Genomic DNA, 17,244 nt, shown 5'->3' with positions numbered 1-17,244 from the left:
AAACCCTGTCAGCCTGATGCATCACGATTTGGTTATGCACAGACCGCTTTAATGCGAACTTTGTATTCTTCGGTCTTTTGCGGTGTCCACATCCGGCGCTCATCATCCAGAACCAGCCCGCCCACATCATCAGCAATACGCTGAGCGGCCTGCAGCATCAATTTAAAGTTCTGACCCGCATCCCCATAAGAAGGGATCTGCATGAACATCGTGACGCCCGGCGTGGTGAAATGGTGCATCTGCGCCACATCAAATGTTCCCGGCTTAACCATGTTGGCCAAACTGAATAGCACTGGGCCATTACCCATCGGATCCACATGACGGTGGAAAATAGACATTTCACCGTGATGGAAACCCAGTTGCAGCAAGCTATTGAGCAAACGCTCACCATCGATCACCTGACCGTGATGCGCCGAAACGTTCAGTACCAGCACATCGCTCGTTGGCCGCTTTGGCTCCGGTTCTGGCGCTGGCTGCGCCGCAACAGTTTGTACCGGTTGTACCGGCGCTTCTTCAACTGGCGCAATCACCGGCTCCACACGCTCTTGTGGCGCACGTACCGTTACCGATGGCTCAGGGGTTGCGACACGCACCTCCGGCTCACGAGGACGCGCAGCTAACGGATCGTCTGCCTCGTCCATATACGCGGTCTCATCGGCACTGGTGGCAGAGAACGTCGGCTCCTGAGATACCGCAGCACTCGGGGTGACCACGCGCACGGCACCGATGCCGTCATCGTCATATTCACTTTCCGCAGCCGGCGGAGGCGGTGTCTTTTTCAGCCGCTTAACCGGTTTACTCCCGAAGACTGTTGGTTTTTCCTTGCGGCTTGCCCACAATCCATGCAATAACAAGGCAGCGATCGCAATCGCTCCCACCACAATTAAAATCAGACGCAAATCCTGCATCGCTGGTATCTCTTCAGTCCGCTGTTCTGGCTATGCCACACACACTATGCATCATACATAGCTGTTACTGCTGCTAACTTTATGTGTTAGTGCAGCGCTCTTCAAGTACTGAGCAAGATTTCTGGACGGTTAATAAAATTTTATCGTCGTTTTTGTCTAATTAAGCACCATTTTGCCTGACGTATTTGCAACCGTCTCGTTACGCCTCGGTGCACTCGCCCTTTCTGACCGCCAAGGCGGTGTGCTCAACAACGGTATGCTCAATGCATCAATACTAACAAGGCGTAGCGGATATCGAGAATCACTTATCTAGAATCACTGACGCACAGTCGCTATGATGCCGATATTCAGGTACAGAGCGGATATCTTAATTTATGCACAAAGCGCTGACACAAAATGGGATGAGCTATTTTCTGCAAGGATGGCGGCTGGCTTTCTTACCCGGGATCCGGCGATATGTGATTTTGCCGCTTCTCGTCAATATCTTGCTGCTGGGCGGCTCGTTTTACGCCCTGATGTTACATCTGGGCAGTTGGATCGATCGCTTACTCAGCCACGTTCCAGAATGGTTGCAATGGCTGAACTATCTGCTGTGGCCATTGGCGGTGATCAGTATCTTGCTGCTGTTCGGTTATTTTTTCAGCACTATCGCCAATATCATTGCATCCCCATTCAATGGCCTGTTAGCAGAGCAATTGGAAGCCAGACTGACTGGCGAAGAGCCACCCGTTACCGGCGTGATGACACTGCTGCGCGACGTGCCTCGTATTTTACGGCGTGAAGTGCGCAAGCTGACCTATTACCTACCCAAAGTGCTGGCGCTACTGCTGTTGTACTTTATTCCCGTGATTGGGCAGACCTTGGCACCGGTGCTGTGGTTTTTACTGACTGCGTGGATGCTGGCCGTGCAATACGCGGACTATCCTTTTGATAACCACAAAGTGCCGTTTGCCACCATGCGCGATGCCCTCAAGCAGCGTCGCCTGACCAGCTTAGGCTTTGGTGCCTTAATCAGCGCATGCACCATGATCCCACTGCTCAATCTGGTGATCATGCCGGTTGCCGTTTGCGGCGCTACGGCCATGTGGGTGGATTGCTACCGGCCACAGCTCAAAGGTAAGTTTGCCGAATAACTGCGCGTAAGCAACGCCCTAATGGCAAACCGCAAACGCAAAAAGAAAAAGCCCCAAAAGGGGCTTTTTCTTTTGTTGATGCCGTTGTTCGCTGGCCTAGATGCCGAATTATAAGCGGCGCAGCAACAGAGATCCGGCAGAATAACCGGCGCCAAAAGAACATAAGATCCCAAGCTCTCCGGACTTAAAATCGGCGTGATAACGATGAAACGCAATCACAGATCCGGCCGAACTGGTATTGGCAAATTCGTTCAGGATCAGTGGCGCCTCTTCTGGGGTTGGCTCACGACCCAAAATCTTGCGGGCAATAAACCCATTCATATTGCTGTTGGCTTGATGCAGCCACAAGCGCTTGAGATTTTCAGCGCGAAGACCTGCGCGGCTGAGTTGATTTTCCAGCAGCGTACACACCAGCGGCAGAACTTCTTTGAAGACTTTGCGCCCTTCCTGCACAAACAATTTATCCCTATCAAACTGGGTTTGTGGATGGGTTCGGTTCAAGAAACCAAAGTTATTGCGAATGTTGTTGGAAAATTGCGTTTGCAGCACCCGGTCTACGATCACAAACGCTTGTGCGTTATTACTTAACTCTCGCAGCTCCAGCACTACCGCGGTACAGGCATCCCCAAAGATAAAATGTGAATCCCGATCGCAGAAATTAACGTGACCACTGCAAATTTCAGGATTAATCACCAATGCCCGCTTAGCCATACCGGACAAAATCGCATCCATCGCCTGGCTGATACCAAAAGTTGCCGATGAGCAAGCCACATTCATATCAAAGGCGTAGCCGCGGGTGCCCAGTAGCTGTTGCACCTCAATGGCAATCGCCGGATAAGCGCGCTGTAGGTTGGACGCGGCAACAATCACCAGATCGATATCGTCTGCCTTCAAGGAGGCCTGACGTAGCGCGTCTTGCGCGGCCGCTGCCGCCATCTGCGCCATCCAACAAGGTTGATCGTTACTCGGCTCGGCCAACAACGGCTGCATGATCTCAGGATCCAAAATACCCTGCCGCGTCATCACATAGCGTTGCTGGATCCCGGAGGCTTTCTCGATAAACTCAGCACTCGAAGGTTGCAATGGCTGTATTTGTCCAGCCTGAATTGCTCCGTAGTTTTCCTGATTATAGCGCTCAACATAGCGATTAAACGCGTCCACCAATTCGTCATTACTGATGCGATATGGTGGGGTGTACAGACCTGAGCCGCTGATCACAACTTCCTGCATAACCGGTTCCTCTCGGAGCACATCCTGTTCGACATAGACTACCCCGCAGGCGTCAAGCAGCTCTCATGGCCTACCGTTACGCGCTGCAAAGCATAAAACGTGATCTTAAGATTACGTGTAGGTTAATAAATGTCGAGTAACCGCATGCAAGATTGCGGGGCTGGGCACGGGGAAACCTACTAATTGCAGAAATCACATAAGGATATGACGATTCTTTTCTTTTCATCGTGGCCGGTCAGCGTATGCTGATTCTCAACAGTACTGCATAGCTTCTCTGATCAGTCTGCCAAGGCAGGTTACTCGCGGTTCAGTGCTGGGTTTTGGGGATGAAACTGTTTATAACAAGATAACTGACATACTGAAAACGTTAGCGGAAGGAACAGATTATGAGCAAAATTTTTGCCGACAATTCACAAACCATTGGTCATACCCCGCTGGTACGCCTGAACCGCGTCGGCCCGAGCAATGTGCTGGTCAAAGTGGAATCCCGTAACCCTAGCTTCAGCGTGAAATGCCGGATTGGTGCCAACATGATCTGGGATGCCGAAAAACGCGGCATCCTGACCAAAGACAAAGAGTTGATTGAGCCCACCAGTGGCAATACTGGGATTGCTCTGGCTTATGTCGCCGCTGCACGTGGTTACCGTTTGACCCTGACCATGCCAGAAACCATGAGTCTGGAGCGTCGCAAACTGCTCAAAGCGCTGGGGGCGAACCTGATCCTGACCGAAGGCGCCAAAGGCATGAAAGGGGCGATCACCAAAGCCGAAGAGATTGTGGCGGCCGAGCCAGATCGCTACGTTCTGCTGCAACAATTTAATAACCCAGCCAACCCAGAAATTCATGAAAAAACCACCGGCCCAGAAATCTGGGAAGATACCGATGGTCAAGTGGATGTGTTTGTGGCCGGCGTTGGCACCGGTGGTACCCTGACTGGGGTTAGCCGTTATCTGAAAAACACCCGCGGCAAAGCGGTGATTTCTGTGGCGGTCGAGCCAAAAGACTCACCGGTGATCAGCCAAGCGTTGGCAGGGGAAGAGATCAAACCGGGCCCGCATAAAATTCAAGGCATTGGCGCCGGCTTTATCCCGAAAAACCTGGATTTGAGCCTGATTGACCGCGTGGAGCAAATCACCAACGAAGAAGCTATCTCCACGGCACGTCGTCTGATGGAAGAAGAAGGCATTTTGGCGGGGATCTCATCCGGCGCTGCCGTGGCAGCAGCTAACAAGCTGGCCGCCCTGCCAGAGTTTGCCGATAAAACCATCGTGGTGATCCTGCCATCGTCTGGTGAGCGCTATCTGAGTACTGCACTCTTTGCCGACATGTTCACTGAAAAAGAAATGCAACAGTAATGCCATTTTACTGAAATGAACAAAAAGGCATCATTTTTGATGCCTTTTTGTGCGCGAGTGCTAACTTCTACCTCTCCCGTTATTGATTTATTGTGCCCTCTCTTGTATTAAACCAATCAATTTTTTTAGTGCGTAAAATTATTCTCCTGACTACAACGTTCCTGTGCAGCATGGATAATCTTATACAATGCTGATTGATGTAGAATGTGAGTGGTTAACAGGGATCAATTTACGTTTCTGTTTCATCGACTATCATTTAATAACAAGACAGGTTGACGTTAGTTGGCATCGCTAATTAACGGATAATCTTCACTCATTGGGATGACATATTATGTTTGAGAAACAAGTTACTATCACTGCTCCAAATGGTCTGCACACTCGTCCAGCCGCTCAGTTTGTGAAAGAAGCGAAAGAGTTCACCTCTGACATTACTGTCAGCTCCAACGGCAAAAGCGCCAGCGCCAAGAGCCTGTTCAAGCTGCAAACTCTGGGCCTGACTCAGGGCACCGTAGTGACCATCGCAGCAGAAGGTGCGGATGAGAAGAATGCGGTTGAGCACCTGGTTAAGCTGATGGCTGAACTCGAGTAATCTCGGCTGTACTCTTAAGAACGCGTCACTGACACAGATTTTTAGATAGGTAGGGCTATGATTTCAGGCATCTTGGCATCACCGGGTATCGCTTTTGGTAAGGCATTACTGCTGAAAGAAGACGAGATTGTTATCAACCGCGCAACACTGGCCGACTCTGAGTTGGACAACGAAGTTGCCCGTTTCTTAACCGGTCGGACGAAAGCATCTGCCCAATTGGAAGCGATCAAACAAAAAGCAGCCGTGACTCTGGGCGAAGAAAAGGAAGCCATCTTCGAAGGTCACATCATGCTGCTGGAAGATGAAGAGCTAGAGCAGGAAATCATAGCCTACATTAAGGACAACAAAGCTTCTGCAGAAGCGGCGATTTATGCCATTATCGAAGGTCAGGCTCAGGCTCTGGAAGAGCTGGATGATGAGTACCTGAAAGAGCGTGCGGCTGACGTACGTGACATCGGTAAGCGTTTGCTGAAAAACGTGCTCGGCATGGACATCGTCGATTTGGGTGCCATCAGTGAAGAAGTGATTCTGGTTGCTAACGACCTGACTCCTTCAGAAACTGCGCAGCTGAATCTGGACAAAGTTTTAGGTTTCGTCACCGACATCGGTGGCCGGACATCCCACACCTCTATCATGGCGCGCTCTTTAGAGCTGCCAGCGATCGTGGGTACCAACAATGTAACTCAGCAGGTTAAATCCGGTGACTATCTGGTACTGGATGCGCTGAACAACGCTATCTACATCAACCCGACTGCAGCGCAAATCGAACAGCTGAAAGAGACGCAAGTTCGTTACGCCAATGAGAAAGCCGAGCTGGCTAAGCTCAAAGATCTGCCAGCCATGACGCTGGACGGTCATCAGGTTGAAGTGTGCGGTAACATCGGTACCGTACGTGATGTTGATGGTGTTGAGCGTAACGGCGGTGAAGGCGTTGGTCTGTACCGTACCGAATTCCTGTTTATGGATCGCGATGCGCTGCCAACCGAAGAAGAGCAGTTTGCCGCTTACAAAGCGGTTGCCGAAGCAATGGGCAGCCAAGCGGTTATCATCCGTACCATGGACATCGGTGGTGATAAGGACTTGCCTTATCTGAACCTGCCAAAAGAAATGAACCCATTCTTGGGCTGGCGTGCAATTCGTATCTGCTTGGATCGTAGAGAAATCCTGCGTACTCAGCTGCGTGCCATCCTGCGAGCTTCCGCCTTTGGTAAGCTGCGCATCATGTTCCCAATGGTGATTTCAGTGGAAGAAGTTCGCACCCTGCGTGCCGAACTGGATGCCCTGAAACTGGAACTGACCGCAGAAGGCCATGCGTTTGACGAGAGCATCGAAGTCGGTGTGATGGTTGAAACCCCGGCTGCAGCGGCGATCGCACACCATCTGGCGAAAGAAGTCGATTTCTTCAGTATCGGCACCAACGATTTGACCCAGTACACACTGGCAGTAGATCGGGGTAATGAGCTGATCTCTCACCTCTACAATCCGATGACACCAGCGGTTCTGACCCTGATCAAGCAGGTTATTGATGCCTCGCACAAAGAAGGGAAGTGGACCGGTATGTGTGGCGAGCTAGCCGGCGATGAGCGCGCGGCAGTGCTGCTGCTCGGTATGGGGCTTGATGAGTTCAGCATGAGTGCCATTTCCATTCCGCGCATCAAAAAAGTGATCCGTAACGTGAACTTTGAAGATGCTAAAGCGCTGGCAGAACATGCTTTGGCGCAGCCTACGGCAGCGGATATTATGGAGCTGATTAACAAGTTTCTGGAAGAAAAAGCACTTTGCTGATTGTGCTGAACGTGCAAGTACACTAAGTTAGCACTATCAAGCCGAATAATTACCGATAATTAGGAGAATACTATGGGTCTGTTCGATAAGTTGAAGAAACTGGTTTCCGATGATACCAGCGATGCCGGCAGCATTGAGATTTTTGCGCCGTTGTCAGGTGAAATCGTAAACATCGAAGATGTGCCTGATGTGGTATTTGCTGAGAAAATCGTAGGTGATGGTATTGCCATCAAGCCGGCCGGTAACAAGATGGTTGCACCGGTTGACGGTACTATTGGTAAGATCTTCGAAACCAACCATGCGTTCTCTATCGAATCTGACAGCGGTATTGAGCTGTTCGTACACTTCGGTATTGACACTGTTGAGCTGAAAGGCGAAGGCTTCAAGCGTATCGCTGAAGAAGGCCAGCGCGTGAAGATGGGCGATCCAGTGATTGAATTTGATCTGGCCGTTCTGGAAGCGAAAGCAAAATCTACCCTGACTCCAGTGGTTATCTCCAATATGGATGAAATCAAGGAGATGGTGAAGCTGTCTGGTAACGTAACCGTAGGTGAAACTCCGGTTCTGCGCATTAAAAAGTAATGCAGCCTAACGGCTAAAACAGAAAAGCCATCCCACGGGATGGCTTTTTTATGGCTGATTTTCATCACGCGACAGCAGAGTCAGAAGCGAACACCACCTTACAGCAGGTTACCTTCCATCTCCAAAATGGCAGGTGAAAATGCTGCCGTTGGATGTTGCAGGGCAAACAGCAACTTCTGTCCGTTATAAAAGCTCAGCGTATCAGCACGATCGGCTGCCACTTCCAGCCGGTTGACCTGACGCCAGTCAATATCCAGCTGACTGCCGCTATCTCCCACCAGCAGGCGATCGCCTTGCGCGCTGGCTGCCAATTGGCAATGGCCTTGCAGGCGAACCCGCACACCATCCATCATGGCCGAAACGGCCAGCGGGCCGGATTGCATTAACAGCTCAAACAGTTGACGTTGTTTACCGGATTTCAGTTTGGTCACCATATCCCTAGCTCATTGTTATCTTCGGGTTTCAGAGGGTATCTCGCGCACTTTCAGTCTGTTTTGTCTGAGAGCTAAACATGACTGGTCGGCAACAAAAAGGCTGACGACATAAAAAATGCGCGATAACGCGCATTATTCTACCGAAGAGCGGGCTAAAAGTGGAAGAAAACGAAATTCGTTTTCAAAACTCAGCACTGAATCGCTTCACAGTTGCTCAAGACGAGTACGTGACGGAGCAAAATAGTAGCCGCCGGTCACAGCACGGGTGTACTTCAGCAGGCGATCGTACTGGCCATCTTCCATGCCACCAAACATGCTCAGCAATTGCTGCTCAATGTTGCGCAGGGAATGGCAGTAAGCGCAGAAGTACAGACCATGTTCATCACTGACTTTGCCATAAGGCAGGCTGTGACGCAGGATTTTTAGCCCCTTGCCCTCTTCTTTCAGATCGACGCGGCTAACGTGTGAGTTGGCAAAGCGTTGCTCTGGCTCTAACTCTTCACTGTCAACCTTAGTACGGCCAATGGTCTTTTCCTGATCTTCTTCGCTTTGTGCATGCCATTTTGGCAAGTTATGCGCATAGCGCTGCACCAGAATATAGCTGCCGCCCTGATCCGGACCTTCTTCAATCACGCCCACTTGCTGACGAGTCTCATCCCCGTGCGGGTTTTCAGTGCCATCAATAAAGCCGGTCATGTCACGGGCATCTAGGTAACGGAAACCGTGCTGCTCATCCGTAACGGTGACACAATCGCCTAAGGCATTGAGAACCGCTTGTGCGAGCGCATAGTTCAGGTCGTGACGCTGAGAGTGAATGTGGATAAACAGATCTTCTTGCGTGGACGGTGCCAGATACGGCGCTTCGCCCAGCTCAACAAAAGACTTCAGCTCTGGCGCTTCTTCATCCCCTGCCAGTGTGCGCCACAGCGCTTCACCAAAGGCCCAAGTTCCAGACAGCTCGGCTTGTGGATCGCTCTCCGCATACTGCTGCACCATCGCCGGGAACTGCTTGGCAATATCACGCACCCGGGAAACACCCTGTTCAACATGTAAGACAAGGAACATGGCAAAGCGACTACCCTCCGGTACAATTCCGCTTTGTGCAATGGTCATACTGTTCTCCTGTTTTATTCTGCTTGTCATGCTTGGTATCAGTTATCGATTACGGTGCCGGAGCGGCCTGCCAGATAATCCGTTTTATCTGCCAGTCACGCAATGTTGCATCCGGTGGAAGCAAGGTTTGCGGGCCATCCCATTCACCACTGAAAACGTAACGAATGCGCTGATCTTGTGGCGCTTGGCAAATCACCGCCGAGTCCACCTCGGCCTGCCCGATTTTGCAATTGGCACCGAGCGCTTTGGGGTAGATATCGCTGAACCGGCTACCGACATGGGTTCCCCATTCGGTTTTAATCTCTGGGCTATCGATATCCACTGACGATATCTGACCGTCGGCTTTGCCGTTCACGGTCATCACACGGGCGTCATTTTGTCGCACTTCAGCATACGGCAGCACATCGGCCCCATTGGATTGCATGCCGGTGCGGATCTGAAATCCATCGCCTAATTGGCGGCTGATGGCATCGTGGGTGACGGGGGTATCCGCATCCAAGCCTAGCACGCTGTCGCCGGTCACGGTATCGCTACTGCCAAACCAACTCGTTGGCATCCAATTGCTGACGCCGAGGCTGCTACAGCCAGACAGCAATAGAGGGAAAGCTATCATCCATACGGGACGCTTCATTCGGTACTCCCTGGTAGTGGCCAGCACTGCCAGGATGGCAATGTGGCGCTAACGGATACGCAGTACAGCTATCTTACCAGACAATTATCCTCTGCGGTTGTCGGCAATATAGGTAGCCATGGCACAGGCTAGTTTGATGCTGAAGAGGAAGAGGTATGCGCCGGAAGGATGAAACAGCAGGCTAAACGACGGCTACGCAGCACATACAGCAGCGCCCATAGCGTCAGCACCGAGAAGGTCGCCGCCGTTAGCGAAAAATCAGCCGGCGCCAAAAGTAGCGTTTTAAGCGATAACAGCAGATCGCCCACCAGCATCACTGGCAACAAACGTCGGCTGCTGCGCCACAAACGTGGCCAATGCTGACGACGTCCGGCTAGCAAAAAGAGCGCCACCGCCGGTAGGCCGATGATCATGCCGAGCCAAAAATCATCGGTTTGCGGATAAAACAATCGCAACAGGCGATCGCCGGTATCGCGCGACGCGCCGGCAATCAAAAACAGCGCCCAGGTTTTGGCTTGTAGCACCAAAATCGTCCAATACCAGAGCGGTAAACGCAGCCAGCCATGCTGGTCATAATCATCCGGCGCGTACAGGCACGGGTCGGCGGTTTTACTCATCCACGCTATCTTCTATCAAGCGCTTGCCTAAGCAGATGGTGTCTTGAATATCGTAGCCAAGCTTTTCATACATGCTGATCACGGCCTGATTTTCTTCACGCACCAGCAGATGGATTTTCGGGCATCCGCGTGCAATCAGCTTTTTCTCCACCCGATTTACCAGCGCATTAGCTATTCCGCGCCCGCGGTAGTCCGGATGCACCGCCAGATAGTTCACCCAGCCACGATGGCCATCATAACCGCCCATAATGGTGCCAATCACTTCGCCAGCTACTTCGGCCACCAAAAACAGATCCGCACCCGCATGCACTTTGCGTTCAATATCGAGCTCAGGATCGTTCCATGGCCGAACCACATCGCACCGATCCCACAAGGTTAAAACCTCTTCAAAATCACTCTGTCTGAAAACGCGAATTTCCATAACCTTATCCGAACACTCGTTAAGCTGTTTGATTATTATACAATTATCAGCATGACCGAAATGCCATGCAATTCTTATTAGCCGAAAGGGCGTAACTTAGCATAACCACTGAGATCTGCCTCGGTCTGGAGTGCAAAAAAACTTAAAAAAGCCGGCGAACAGCGCGCTCCATCCCACAAAGCGCACCTCCGACCGCTAATGTGCTCTGCCACACCTTGTCGCACGCCAAACGTAACATGCCAAAAGATGCCCTCGTAGACGCCTTAACGCCCCCAAAATAGAGGATAAAAATCACGGTAAAGAGGTTAATAGCGAAAAGACGGAAAAACAAAGAGGAGACCACAAGGGATAAAACAAAGAACAAGAAGAGAGAAGAAGAGAAAACAAAAAAGAAAAAACAGCAGTAACCACGAAATCACACCGAAGAGATGACTATGAGTGGCTCATCACGATGCACCGATAAGCGGTGGTCAGCCCTATTTTCCTTCGGCGGTAGCCGGTTTCCCGCTTGCCGCCGAAGCTGCGCGCTTTAACCACGCGCGTACGCTGTGTATCAACCACACCTGAGGATATCAGGATTTATCCAGCGCGGCACAAATCAACGGCAAATGCTCCGTGATCCACGGCTGTTGCAGCGGGCCCCAATCCGAGAGCTGATAATAGCCATCATTATTGCGCACACCGTCCTGCACAAAGCGAACGTCGACACCCAGACCCGGTAACGCCTTCATGACATCCTGCAAGGTGCGTCGTGGCCAGCCGGTTATCTCCATTAAACAGGGAATATTAGGCCGTTCGGTCACCGCTAACAGATGACATAAATATAAACGACGGGCAAACACAGGGTTTAACGTCATAATGCACTCCCTAGCAAAATTTATATGCTCTATTATTCCACTGCCGTCGCCCCCCTGCGCGGCGAAAATGAATAACTGTGAGCGGCAGGACATTTTGTCTTTGCTTTACCGGCGCTGCTTCACACGGTATAAACGCTGAACCAAAGAAATCCCCATAAAAATAATCACCTAAACGGTAAGCCTTCTCCGCCTTTGCCCCCAAACGGCTGTGGCAAAAAGAGGCTTCACCACTAGCCCGTATTGTTACGGGTGACCGACTTTACTGACTAACTTTACTGACTAAAAGAGAGCACGCTATGACCACCATCTTCGGGATCAAAAACTGCGACACCATCAAAAAAGCCCGCCGCTGGCTGGAGCAAAACAACATCCCTTATCAATTTCATGACTACCGCGCCGATGGCGTTGATGCTGCACTACTCGCACCAGCCATCTCGCAGCTCGGTTGGCAGCCCCTGCTCAATACCCGTGGCACGACGTGGCGTGGCTTACCTGAAGAGGCCAAGCAGGTCACCACTGAAGAGCAAGCCATCGCCCTGATGGTGGCGCATCCTGCACTCATCAAACGCCCGTTATTGGCGCACAATGGCCAGTACTGGCTCGGTTTCAAAGAAGCCGACTATCAGCAGGTGTTTTACCCAGCCAATTAATGGCATAGTGAATGGCATCGTCATACCGCTAACCACCCACGTTTACAGGGAGTGCATCACGTAATGAGTAGTGTTGTTGATTTAAGCTGCGCACTGATCCGCAGCCCGTCGGTCAGCCCGCAGGATGCCGGTTGCCAGACGCTGTTGGCTGAGCGCTTGGCCGCGGCGGGCTTTACGCTGGAGTGGTTACCCTTTGGCGATACCCTGAATTTATGGGCGCGCCGCGGCACGGCCAGCCCGTGCTTTGCCTTTGCCGGCCATACCGATGTAGTCCCGGCAGGGGATACTAATTTGTGGCAGTCAGATCCTTTTACGCCGCAGATCCGCGATGGCATGTTATACGGGCGCGGCGCCGCCGACATGAAAGGCTCACTGGCCGCGATGGTGGTGGCTGCCGAGCGCTTTGTCGCTGCCCATCCCCAACACAGCGGTTCACTGGCGTTCTTGCTGACCTCAGATGAAGAAGCCAGCGCCATCAACGGCACGGTGAAAGTGGTAGAAACCCTGCAACAGCGCCACGAAATGATTGATTATTGTCTGGTGGGGGAGCCATCTAGCACCGAGCGGGTCGGCGATGTGGTCAAAAATGGCCGCCGCGGCTCGATGACCGCTAACTTGTACATTCAGGGCATTCAAGGCCATGTGGCCTACCCGCATCTGGCGGATAACCCAGTGCACAAGGCGTTACCATTCTTACAAGCGCTGACCGCTATCGAGTGGGATCAGGGCAATGCCTTTTTCCCGCCCACCAGCTTGCAAATCGCCAATATTCAGGCCGGAACCGGCAGTAATAACGTGATCCCTGGCGAGCTGTACGTGCAGTTTAATTTGCGCTTTAGCACTGAGGTTACCGATAGCCAAATTCAGCAGCGGGTAGCCGCATTACTGGCCGAGTATGATTTACCACACCGAATTGAATGGGTAATCTCCGGTCAGCCCTTTTTAACGCCAACAGGCCCTCTGGTGGATGCGGTGTCTGCCGCCATTGCCGAACACACCGGCCAAACCACCCAATTACTGACCACCGGCGGTACCTCCGATGGACGTTTTATCGCCCGCATGGGCACCCAAGTGGTCGAGCTGGGGCCAGTCAATGCCACCATTCACAAAGTCAATGAATGTGTCAGCGTGGACGATCTGGAGCAACTGACGCTGATTTATCAGCGGATTTTGGAGAAAATATTACCATGATGAACTCACTGCCGGCTGCCTGCCTGACCGGAAAAGACCGCGCTCATTTGTCGGCCCTCAATGAGCGGCATGCTTTGCACCACGCGGCACTACCGGCGTTTTTGGCTCTCCAACAGGCAGCGGCCCGCAGTGGTTTTAATCTGCAACCGGCCAGCAGTTTTCGCGATTTCTCGCGTCAGCAACTGATCTGGAACAGCAAATACCACGGCCAGCGACGCGTACATGACGATGCAGGCAACAATGTCGATGTGCTGCAGCTTGCGCCGTTGGAGCGCTGTCGTAAGATTTTGCGTTGGTCAGCCTTGCCGGGAGCCAGTCGCCATCACTGGGGTACCGAGATTGATGTGTACGATCCTGATGCGCTGCCCGCAGGCACGGCACTCCAACTAGAGCCGTGGGAATATCAGCCGGGCGGCTATTTCAGTGAGTTGTCTGCGTGGCTGGATGAGCATTTGGCCCACTATGATTTTTGTCGGCCATTTTTGCATGATCATGGTGGTGTCGCGGCAGAGCCGTGGCATATCAGCTATCATCCAGTGGCCGAAAAACTGGCCGAGCAGCTAACGCCAGCGCTGTTATTAGAGGCTTGGGAGCACGAAGAGATCGCCGGTAGCGATACGTTGCAAGCACATCTACCCGCGTTATTTCGTCGCTATGTGCAAAATCTGCCCGGCATGTAACGGCAAAACCGGCTAGCGCTGTTCCGTCATCAACGGGTCAGGATAGCCTGCCAAGTCCGCAAGGAGCGCCGCATGGATCTATTGGAAAAAGGCTGGTTCATTATCTTTTTAGTGATTGCCTTTATTGGTGGCAATCTGGCGGCGCTGCGCGTCACCGCCAATATGAAGTTTCCGCGCGGCAGAGCGCCGACCCAGCGAGATACAGACGCGCCAGTAGAGCCCCATACGGACGACAGCACCGATGCCAGTGATGGCAATACGCCTGATACTTCCCCTAATACGCCCCCTGATGCATCCAAAGCAGCGCCGTCAGCACCACCATCCTCCACGGCGGCAAATGTGCCACAACCGACGCTGAGCACAGAACAAAATGTAACCGCAACGCAACGGGAAAAGGCAGTCAGGAAACAAGATCACAATCATAACAATGACTTGGTATAAGTTCGGGAATACATCACGTTTCTGTCGCGTATGCCCTTCCACCGCCAAAGAAAACGGCTATTCTTGCAACAATTATTACAACGGATGAGGATCTGCATGACATACCAAGATGAGTATGAAAAAGCGCTCGCCGAATATTCGGAATATCAGGCCGCATGGCCTGTGACGTCTGAAAATGATACACCCGTAGCCGACTGCGAATTTACCTCCGATTCTGGGGCGTAAACCGCAGAGACTCACTTTCCAGCGCACTGCCTCTCCTCCCTAATCTTCTGCAGTGCGCTGACTTTTCTTTTGTCTTTTTTGTCCTTTTGCTTTGTTGCCCTTTCGCTTACATCCTATTAATTACAGTCATTATCTGTTTATCTCAGCGGCGAAATACCGCGCGATTGCAAGTAAGCCGCCACCTCCTGCCGACATGCCTGTAACCATGCCTTTTGGCCATGCAAGCCACATTCCTGCACAATATGCGCCACGCTTTGACGTTGTAACAGCCGCCGGCTCAGCAGTGGCAACGGTTCAGGTGAAGCCAAACGTAATAAACGCTGTAAAGCTGCCCAACTGGCTTCTATCGGACGATGCGCATAGGCAAAGCCCTGCAGCTCGCGCCAATCGGCGCTATCCAGCGACCGATCCACTGATGCGACACTGTTCGAATGAGTTTCTTGCGAGTGAGAAACCTCATCCAATGCATACTCTGCCGGCCAATCCATCCAATCGGCCGTAACTTGGTGCGGCCAGCGCCGCGCGAAATCAGCTTGCGCTTGCACTAACAGCTGCTGCCCAGCACTGGAACAAGGTCGGATCGCCATCGCGGCATAGCAACCACTGCTCGCCTCTTTTTGCGTGCCGATACGCACCAGATGAAAACCACAGCGCTGCCAAAATGCCCATAACGCCGGAGTAAAACCAAAACTCACCGACACAAAATCCTGTTGCTGCTGCACGGTTGCCGCCCAGACGGTTTCCAACAATGACGATGCCAACCCTAAACGTCGCCAATCCGGTAATACTGCAATTCGACTCACACGTAGCGAGCGCAGCTGGCAGGCGTGCGCGACCCCAGCATGCGCCGCTAAAGACTGCACCAACAAATTACCGCGCGGACGTCGCTCACCACGCCAGATGGCCTGCGCCAGCTCGGCGCTCAATCCGCCCTCCGGCACTAACCAAGCGGCAGCCGGAACCTGTTGTTCTGGCGTTTGCGCTAGCCAGAATTGTTGCTGTGGCGCATCCAGCAAACGGCGTAAATCTAACGGGCTGGTGCGGTAATGCGCGCCGGTCAGCAAGCCATAAAATCGCTGCAACAACACAGGCTCAGCGGCTAATTGCGCCGCTTGATAAGGCTGTACCGAGATGCCAGATACGGGGGGTGAGGCTGGCGCGCAATCTGCTGGTAAAGAATGTACGGAAACAGGAGCCAATTGCTGCTCGGCATCGAGCAATAATAAATCGGCAATGGTGGCTTCTAAGGGATCGCCTACGGCCCAACGCACCGGCGCGGACAAACTTAACGCATGCCACGGCGCCCCTGACGCTTGCAGCTCGGCGCAAAATTTAAGTAAAAAACCACGTCCGGTGCCTTCATACCCTTGCACAGTGGTCAGCAACAAACAGCGGCGAAAATAGGGTAGCAAGGCGCGCAGCTGTGGTGCGGGCAAGGCGGCAGCCTCATCCACAATCAGCCAATCAGCCAGCGGTGCGCCGGTTGACGCGGCCTGCTGGCAACGCGCCAGCAATGCATCCGGTGCGATAAATTCGGTTTGCTCACCACTGCGCTGCAGTAGCTGATCGCAAGCGGCGCGTTTCGGCGCCGTCACCCACAACGTCGCATTCGGGTGCACAGCCCCCCAACGCGACGCCAGCATCCCCGCCAAGGTGGATTTTCCCCGTCCGCGATCGGCCGTCAGGCAATAAATGCCCGGCTCGCCGTGCAGCAACTGCTGCAATAAACGCTGCTGATCGACTGTCGGTTGCCCATTGGGCGCAGACCACGGCGTGCTGACCGCCGCGTGATATTTCAAGAAAGGAAGCTGCGTGCTCGCTTCGAACACTGGCACAGACTCCCCCGATGAACCCTCACGCCACAACAGCGCCGGTGATTGCCGCAAGGTTTGCTGACAATGCCGCACAAAATTAGGCGTTGCAATGGCGCTGGGTTGCTCAGACCAACGTACGCTGTCGCAATCGGGAGTCGTCGGCCATTGCAGCCAGTCGGGTACCAAAAGCAGTAACCAGCTGCCCGCCGCTAAGGCGCCCGCCACAATGGCGAGCGCCTCGGCATCCAATCCTTGCCGCGCATCAAACAGGGCGTGAGTAAATTCCTGACCGAGCAAGGTACGCGCGGCGCGAAATGAGATGGCGGGCGTCGCCATGCCAAACGGCAACACGCTGTCGGCACTCGCCATATTGGGAGCAGGGAGATCGGGCACCAACTGCAACCAGTCACCGGGCAACGCATGTAAAAAACGCTGCGCCTGCGCGGCTGTCCATGCTGCACTGCCGCTCAGGCAGCACAGCTGACGATGTCCGCGCTGGCGTAACTCGTCGGTCATCTGTTGCAGTTGAATATCCACGCCGAACCTTTGTTTTGCTGCTATCACACAATAGCGGCATGCTAACAGATC

At 52.8% G+C, this 17,244-nt stretch carries 19 protein-coding genes; 10 read left to right on the top strand and 9 right to left on the bottom strand.

The genetic code is table 11. The annotated features are described in order from the left end of the window. Positions 1 to 32 precede the first annotated feature (32 nt). Positions 33 to 908 (bottom strand): cell division protein ZipA, encoded by an 876-nt coding sequence (gene zipA, locus NCTC9997_RS03490; protein ID WP_039044626.1) that lies wholly within the window; start codon positions 906 to 908, stop codon positions 33 to 35. Between the two features lie 374 nt (positions 909 to 1,282). On the opposite strand from zipA, the gene cysZ reads away from it, so the two are divergent. Continuing rightward, positions 1,283 to 2,041: a sulfate transporter CysZ gene (cysZ, locus tag NCTC9997_RS03485; RefSeq protein ID WP_010862331.1), complete on the top strand. Its 759-nt coding sequence runs from the start codon at positions 1,283 to 1,285 to the stop codon at positions 2,039 to 2,041. 108 nt (positions 2,042 to 2,149) lie between these two features. Here cysZ and NCTC9997_RS03480 read toward each other — a convergent pair whose 3' ends face one another. Beyond that, a complete protein-coding gene (locus NCTC9997_RS03480) occupies positions 2,150 to 3,271 on the bottom strand; it encodes a beta-ketoacyl-ACP synthase III (protein ID WP_064977319.1) in 1,122 nt (373 codons plus the stop codon). 386 nt (positions 3,272 to 3,657) lie between these two features. Here NCTC9997_RS03480 and cysK point away from each other — a divergent pair, with 386 nt between their 5' ends. The 4 genes from cysK to crr all read left to right on the top strand — a co-directional run bounded on the left by cysK (position 3,658) and on the right by crr (position 7,582). Next, positions 3,658 to 4,626: a cysteine synthase A gene (gene cysK, locus NCTC9997_RS03475; protein ID WP_010862333.1), complete on the top strand. Its 969-nt coding sequence runs from the start codon at positions 3,658 to 3,660 to the stop codon at positions 4,624 to 4,626. Between the two features lie 331 nt (positions 4,627 to 4,957). Then, positions 4,958 to 5,215, top strand: coding sequence for a phosphocarrier protein Hpr (gene ptsH / locus NCTC9997_RS03470; RefSeq protein WP_010862334.1), 258 nt, complete (start codon positions 4,958 to 4,960; stop codon positions 5,213 to 5,215). A 57-nt stretch (positions 5,216 to 5,272) separates the two neighbouring features. Next, positions 5,273 to 7,000 carry a phosphoenolpyruvate-protein phosphotransferase PtsI gene (gene ptsI, locus NCTC9997_RS03465; protein ID WP_010862335.1) on the top strand — a complete coding sequence of 576 codons (1,728 nt, stop codon included), beginning with the start codon at positions 5,273 to 5,275 and terminating at the stop codon, positions 6,998 to 7,000. A 72-nt stretch (positions 7,001 to 7,072) separates the two neighbouring features. Then, complete coding sequence (gene crr / locus NCTC9997_RS03460) at positions 7,073 to 7,582, top strand: PTS glucose transporter subunit IIA (RefSeq protein WP_010862336.1); 510 nt, start codon at positions 7,073 to 7,075, stop codon at positions 7,580 to 7,582. A 98-nt stretch (positions 7,583 to 7,680) separates the two neighbouring features. On the opposite strand, the gene NCTC9997_RS03455 is transcribed toward crr, so the two are convergent. The 5 genes from NCTC9997_RS03455 to NCTC9997_RS03435 form a co-directional block, all read right to left on the bottom strand. Beyond that, the gene (locus NCTC9997_RS03455; protein ID WP_010862337.1) at positions 7,681 to 8,016 is read right to left on the bottom strand and encodes a hypothetical protein; all 336 of its coding nucleotides are present in this window, start codon (positions 8,014 to 8,016) and stop codon (positions 7,681 to 7,683) included. A 204-nt stretch (positions 8,017 to 8,220) separates the two neighbouring features. Further along, entirely contained in the window at positions 8,221 to 9,129 is a 909-nt protein-coding gene (locus NCTC9997_RS03450; protein WP_064977318.1) for a Dyp-type peroxidase, read from the bottom strand. A 49-nt stretch (positions 9,130 to 9,178) separates the two neighbouring features. Then, positions 9,179 to 9,760, bottom strand: coding sequence for a DUF1131 family protein (locus tag NCTC9997_RS03445; protein WP_064977317.1), 582 nt, complete (start codon positions 9,758 to 9,760; stop codon positions 9,179 to 9,181). A 128-nt stretch (positions 9,761 to 9,888) separates the two neighbouring features. Beyond that, on the bottom strand, positions 9,889 to 10,377 hold the full coding sequence (locus tag NCTC9997_RS03440) for a DUF2919 domain-containing protein (RefSeq protein ID WP_064977316.1): 489 nt from the start codon (positions 10,375 to 10,377) through the stop codon (positions 9,889 to 9,891). After that, a complete protein-coding gene (locus tag NCTC9997_RS03435) occupies positions 10,370 to 10,798 on the bottom strand; it encodes a GNAT family acetyltransferase (protein WP_010862341.1) in 429 nt (142 codons plus the stop codon). The genes NCTC9997_RS03440 and NCTC9997_RS03435 overlap by 8 nt, the downstream gene beginning before the upstream one ends. Positions 10,799 to 11,236: 438 nt before the next feature. On the opposite strand from NCTC9997_RS03435, the gene NCTC9997_RS15380 reads away from it, so the two are divergent. Then, entirely contained in the window at positions 11,237 to 11,365 is a 129-nt protein-coding gene (locus NCTC9997_RS15380; RefSeq protein WP_268952967.1) for a hypothetical protein, read from the top strand. Between the two features lie 5 nt (positions 11,366 to 11,370). On the opposite strand, the gene NCTC9997_RS03430 is transcribed toward NCTC9997_RS15380, so the two are convergent. After that, on the bottom strand, positions 11,371 to 11,655 hold the full coding sequence (locus NCTC9997_RS03430; RefSeq protein WP_010862342.1) for a winged helix-turn-helix domain-containing protein: 285 nt from the start codon (positions 11,653 to 11,655) through the stop codon (positions 11,371 to 11,373). Positions 11,656 to 11,951: 296 nt separating this feature from the next. Here NCTC9997_RS03430 and NCTC9997_RS03425 point away from each other — a divergent pair, with 296 nt between their 5' ends. The 4 genes from NCTC9997_RS03425 (at position 11,952) to NCTC9997_RS03410 (ending at position 14,617) form a co-directional block, all read left to right on the top strand. Then, positions 11,952 to 12,305: an ArsC family reductase gene (locus tag NCTC9997_RS03425; protein ID WP_064977315.1), complete on the top strand. Its 354-nt coding sequence runs from the start codon at positions 11,952 to 11,954 to the stop codon at positions 12,303 to 12,305. Between the two features lie 63 nt (positions 12,306 to 12,368). Further along, complete coding sequence (gene dapE / locus NCTC9997_RS03420) at positions 12,369 to 13,496, top strand: succinyl-diaminopimelate desuccinylase (RefSeq protein ID WP_064977314.1); 1,128 nt, start codon at positions 12,369 to 12,371, stop codon at positions 13,494 to 13,496. Beyond that, positions 13,493 to 14,176 carry a M15 family metallopeptidase gene (locus NCTC9997_RS03415; protein ID WP_230405852.1) on the top strand — a complete coding sequence of 228 codons (684 nt, stop codon included), beginning with the start codon at positions 13,493 to 13,495 and terminating at the stop codon, positions 14,174 to 14,176. The genes dapE and NCTC9997_RS03415 overlap by 4 nt, the downstream gene beginning before the upstream one ends. A gap of 72 nt (positions 14,177 to 14,248) precedes the next feature. After that, a complete protein-coding gene (locus tag NCTC9997_RS03410) occupies positions 14,249 to 14,617 on the top strand; it encodes a DUF2897 family protein (RefSeq protein ID WP_064977313.1) in 369 nt (122 codons plus the stop codon). Positions 14,618 to 14,979: 362 nt separating this feature from the next. On the opposite strand, the gene NCTC9997_RS03405 is transcribed toward NCTC9997_RS03410, so the two are convergent. After that, positions 14,980 to 17,193, bottom strand: a complete 2,214-nt coding sequence (locus NCTC9997_RS03405; protein ID WP_230405851.1) for a tRNA(Met) cytidine acetyltransferase TmcA — start codon at positions 17,191 to 17,193, stop codon at positions 14,980 to 14,982. Positions 17,194 to 17,244: the final 51 nt, after the last annotated feature.

The sequence above is a fragment of the Plesiomonas shigelloides genome (genome assembly GCF_900087055.1).
GTDB classification, from domain to species: Bacteria; Pseudomonadota; Gammaproteobacteria; order Enterobacterales; family CAMTGL01; genus Plesiomonas; species Plesiomonas shigelloides.
This window is presented reverse-complemented; position numbering and strand designations above follow the sequence as displayed.

Coding starts and splice junctions, on each gene's coding strand:
- ptsI (WP_010862335.1), top strand. CDS start 5,273: ATGATTTCAGGCATCTTGGCATCACCGGGTATCGCTTTTGGTAAGGCA.
- NCTC9997_RS03415 (WP_230405852.1), top strand. CDS start 13,493: ATGATGAACTCACTGCCGGCTGCCTGCCTGACCGGAAAAGACCGCGCT.
- dapE (WP_064977314.1), top strand. CDS start 12,369: ATGAGTAGTGTTGTTGATTTAAGCTGCGCACTGATCCGCAGCCCGTCG.
- zipA (WP_039044626.1), bottom strand. CDS start 908: ATGCAGGATTTGCGTCTGATTTTAATTGTGGTGGGAGCGATTGCGATC.
- ptsH (WP_010862334.1), top strand. CDS start 4,958: ATGTTTGAGAAACAAGTTACTATCACTGCTCCAAATGGTCTGCACACT.
- NCTC9997_RS03455 (WP_010862337.1), bottom strand. CDS start 8,016: ATGGTGACCAAACTGAAATCCGGTAAACAACGTCAACTGTTTGAGCTG.
- cysK (WP_010862333.1), top strand. CDS start 3,658: ATGAGCAAAATTTTTGCCGACAATTCACAAACCATTGGTCATACCCCG.
- crr (WP_010862336.1), top strand. CDS start 7,073: ATGGGTCTGTTCGATAAGTTGAAGAAACTGGTTTCCGATGATACCAGC.
- NCTC9997_RS03440 (WP_064977316.1), bottom strand. CDS start 10,377: ATGAGTAAAACCGCCGACCCGTGCCTGTACGCGCCGGATGATTATGAC.
- NCTC9997_RS03425 (WP_064977315.1), top strand. CDS start 11,952: ATGACCACCATCTTCGGGATCAAAAACTGCGACACCATCAAAAAAGCC.
- NCTC9997_RS03410 (WP_064977313.1), top strand. CDS start 14,249: ATGGATCTATTGGAAAAAGGCTGGTTCATTATCTTTTTAGTGATTGCC.
- NCTC9997_RS03435 (WP_010862341.1), bottom strand. CDS start 10,798: ATGGAAATTCGCGTTTTCAGACAGAGTGATTTTGAAGAGGTTTTAACC.
- NCTC9997_RS03430 (WP_010862342.1), bottom strand. CDS start 11,655: ATGACGTTAAACCCTGTGTTTGCCCGTCGTTTATATTTATGTCATCTG.
- NCTC9997_RS03445 (WP_064977317.1), bottom strand. CDS start 9,760: ATGAAGCGTCCCGTATGGATGATAGCTTTCCCTCTATTGCTGTCTGGC.
- cysZ (WP_010862331.1), top strand. CDS start 1,283: ATGCACAAAGCGCTGACACAAAATGGGATGAGCTATTTTCTGCAAGGA.
- NCTC9997_RS03450 (WP_064977318.1), bottom strand. CDS start 9,129: ATGACCATTGCACAAAGCGGAATTGTACCGGAGGGTAGTCGCTTTGCC.
- NCTC9997_RS03480 (WP_064977319.1), bottom strand. CDS start 3,271: ATGCAGGAAGTTGTGATCAGCGGCTCAGGTCTGTACACCCCACCATAT.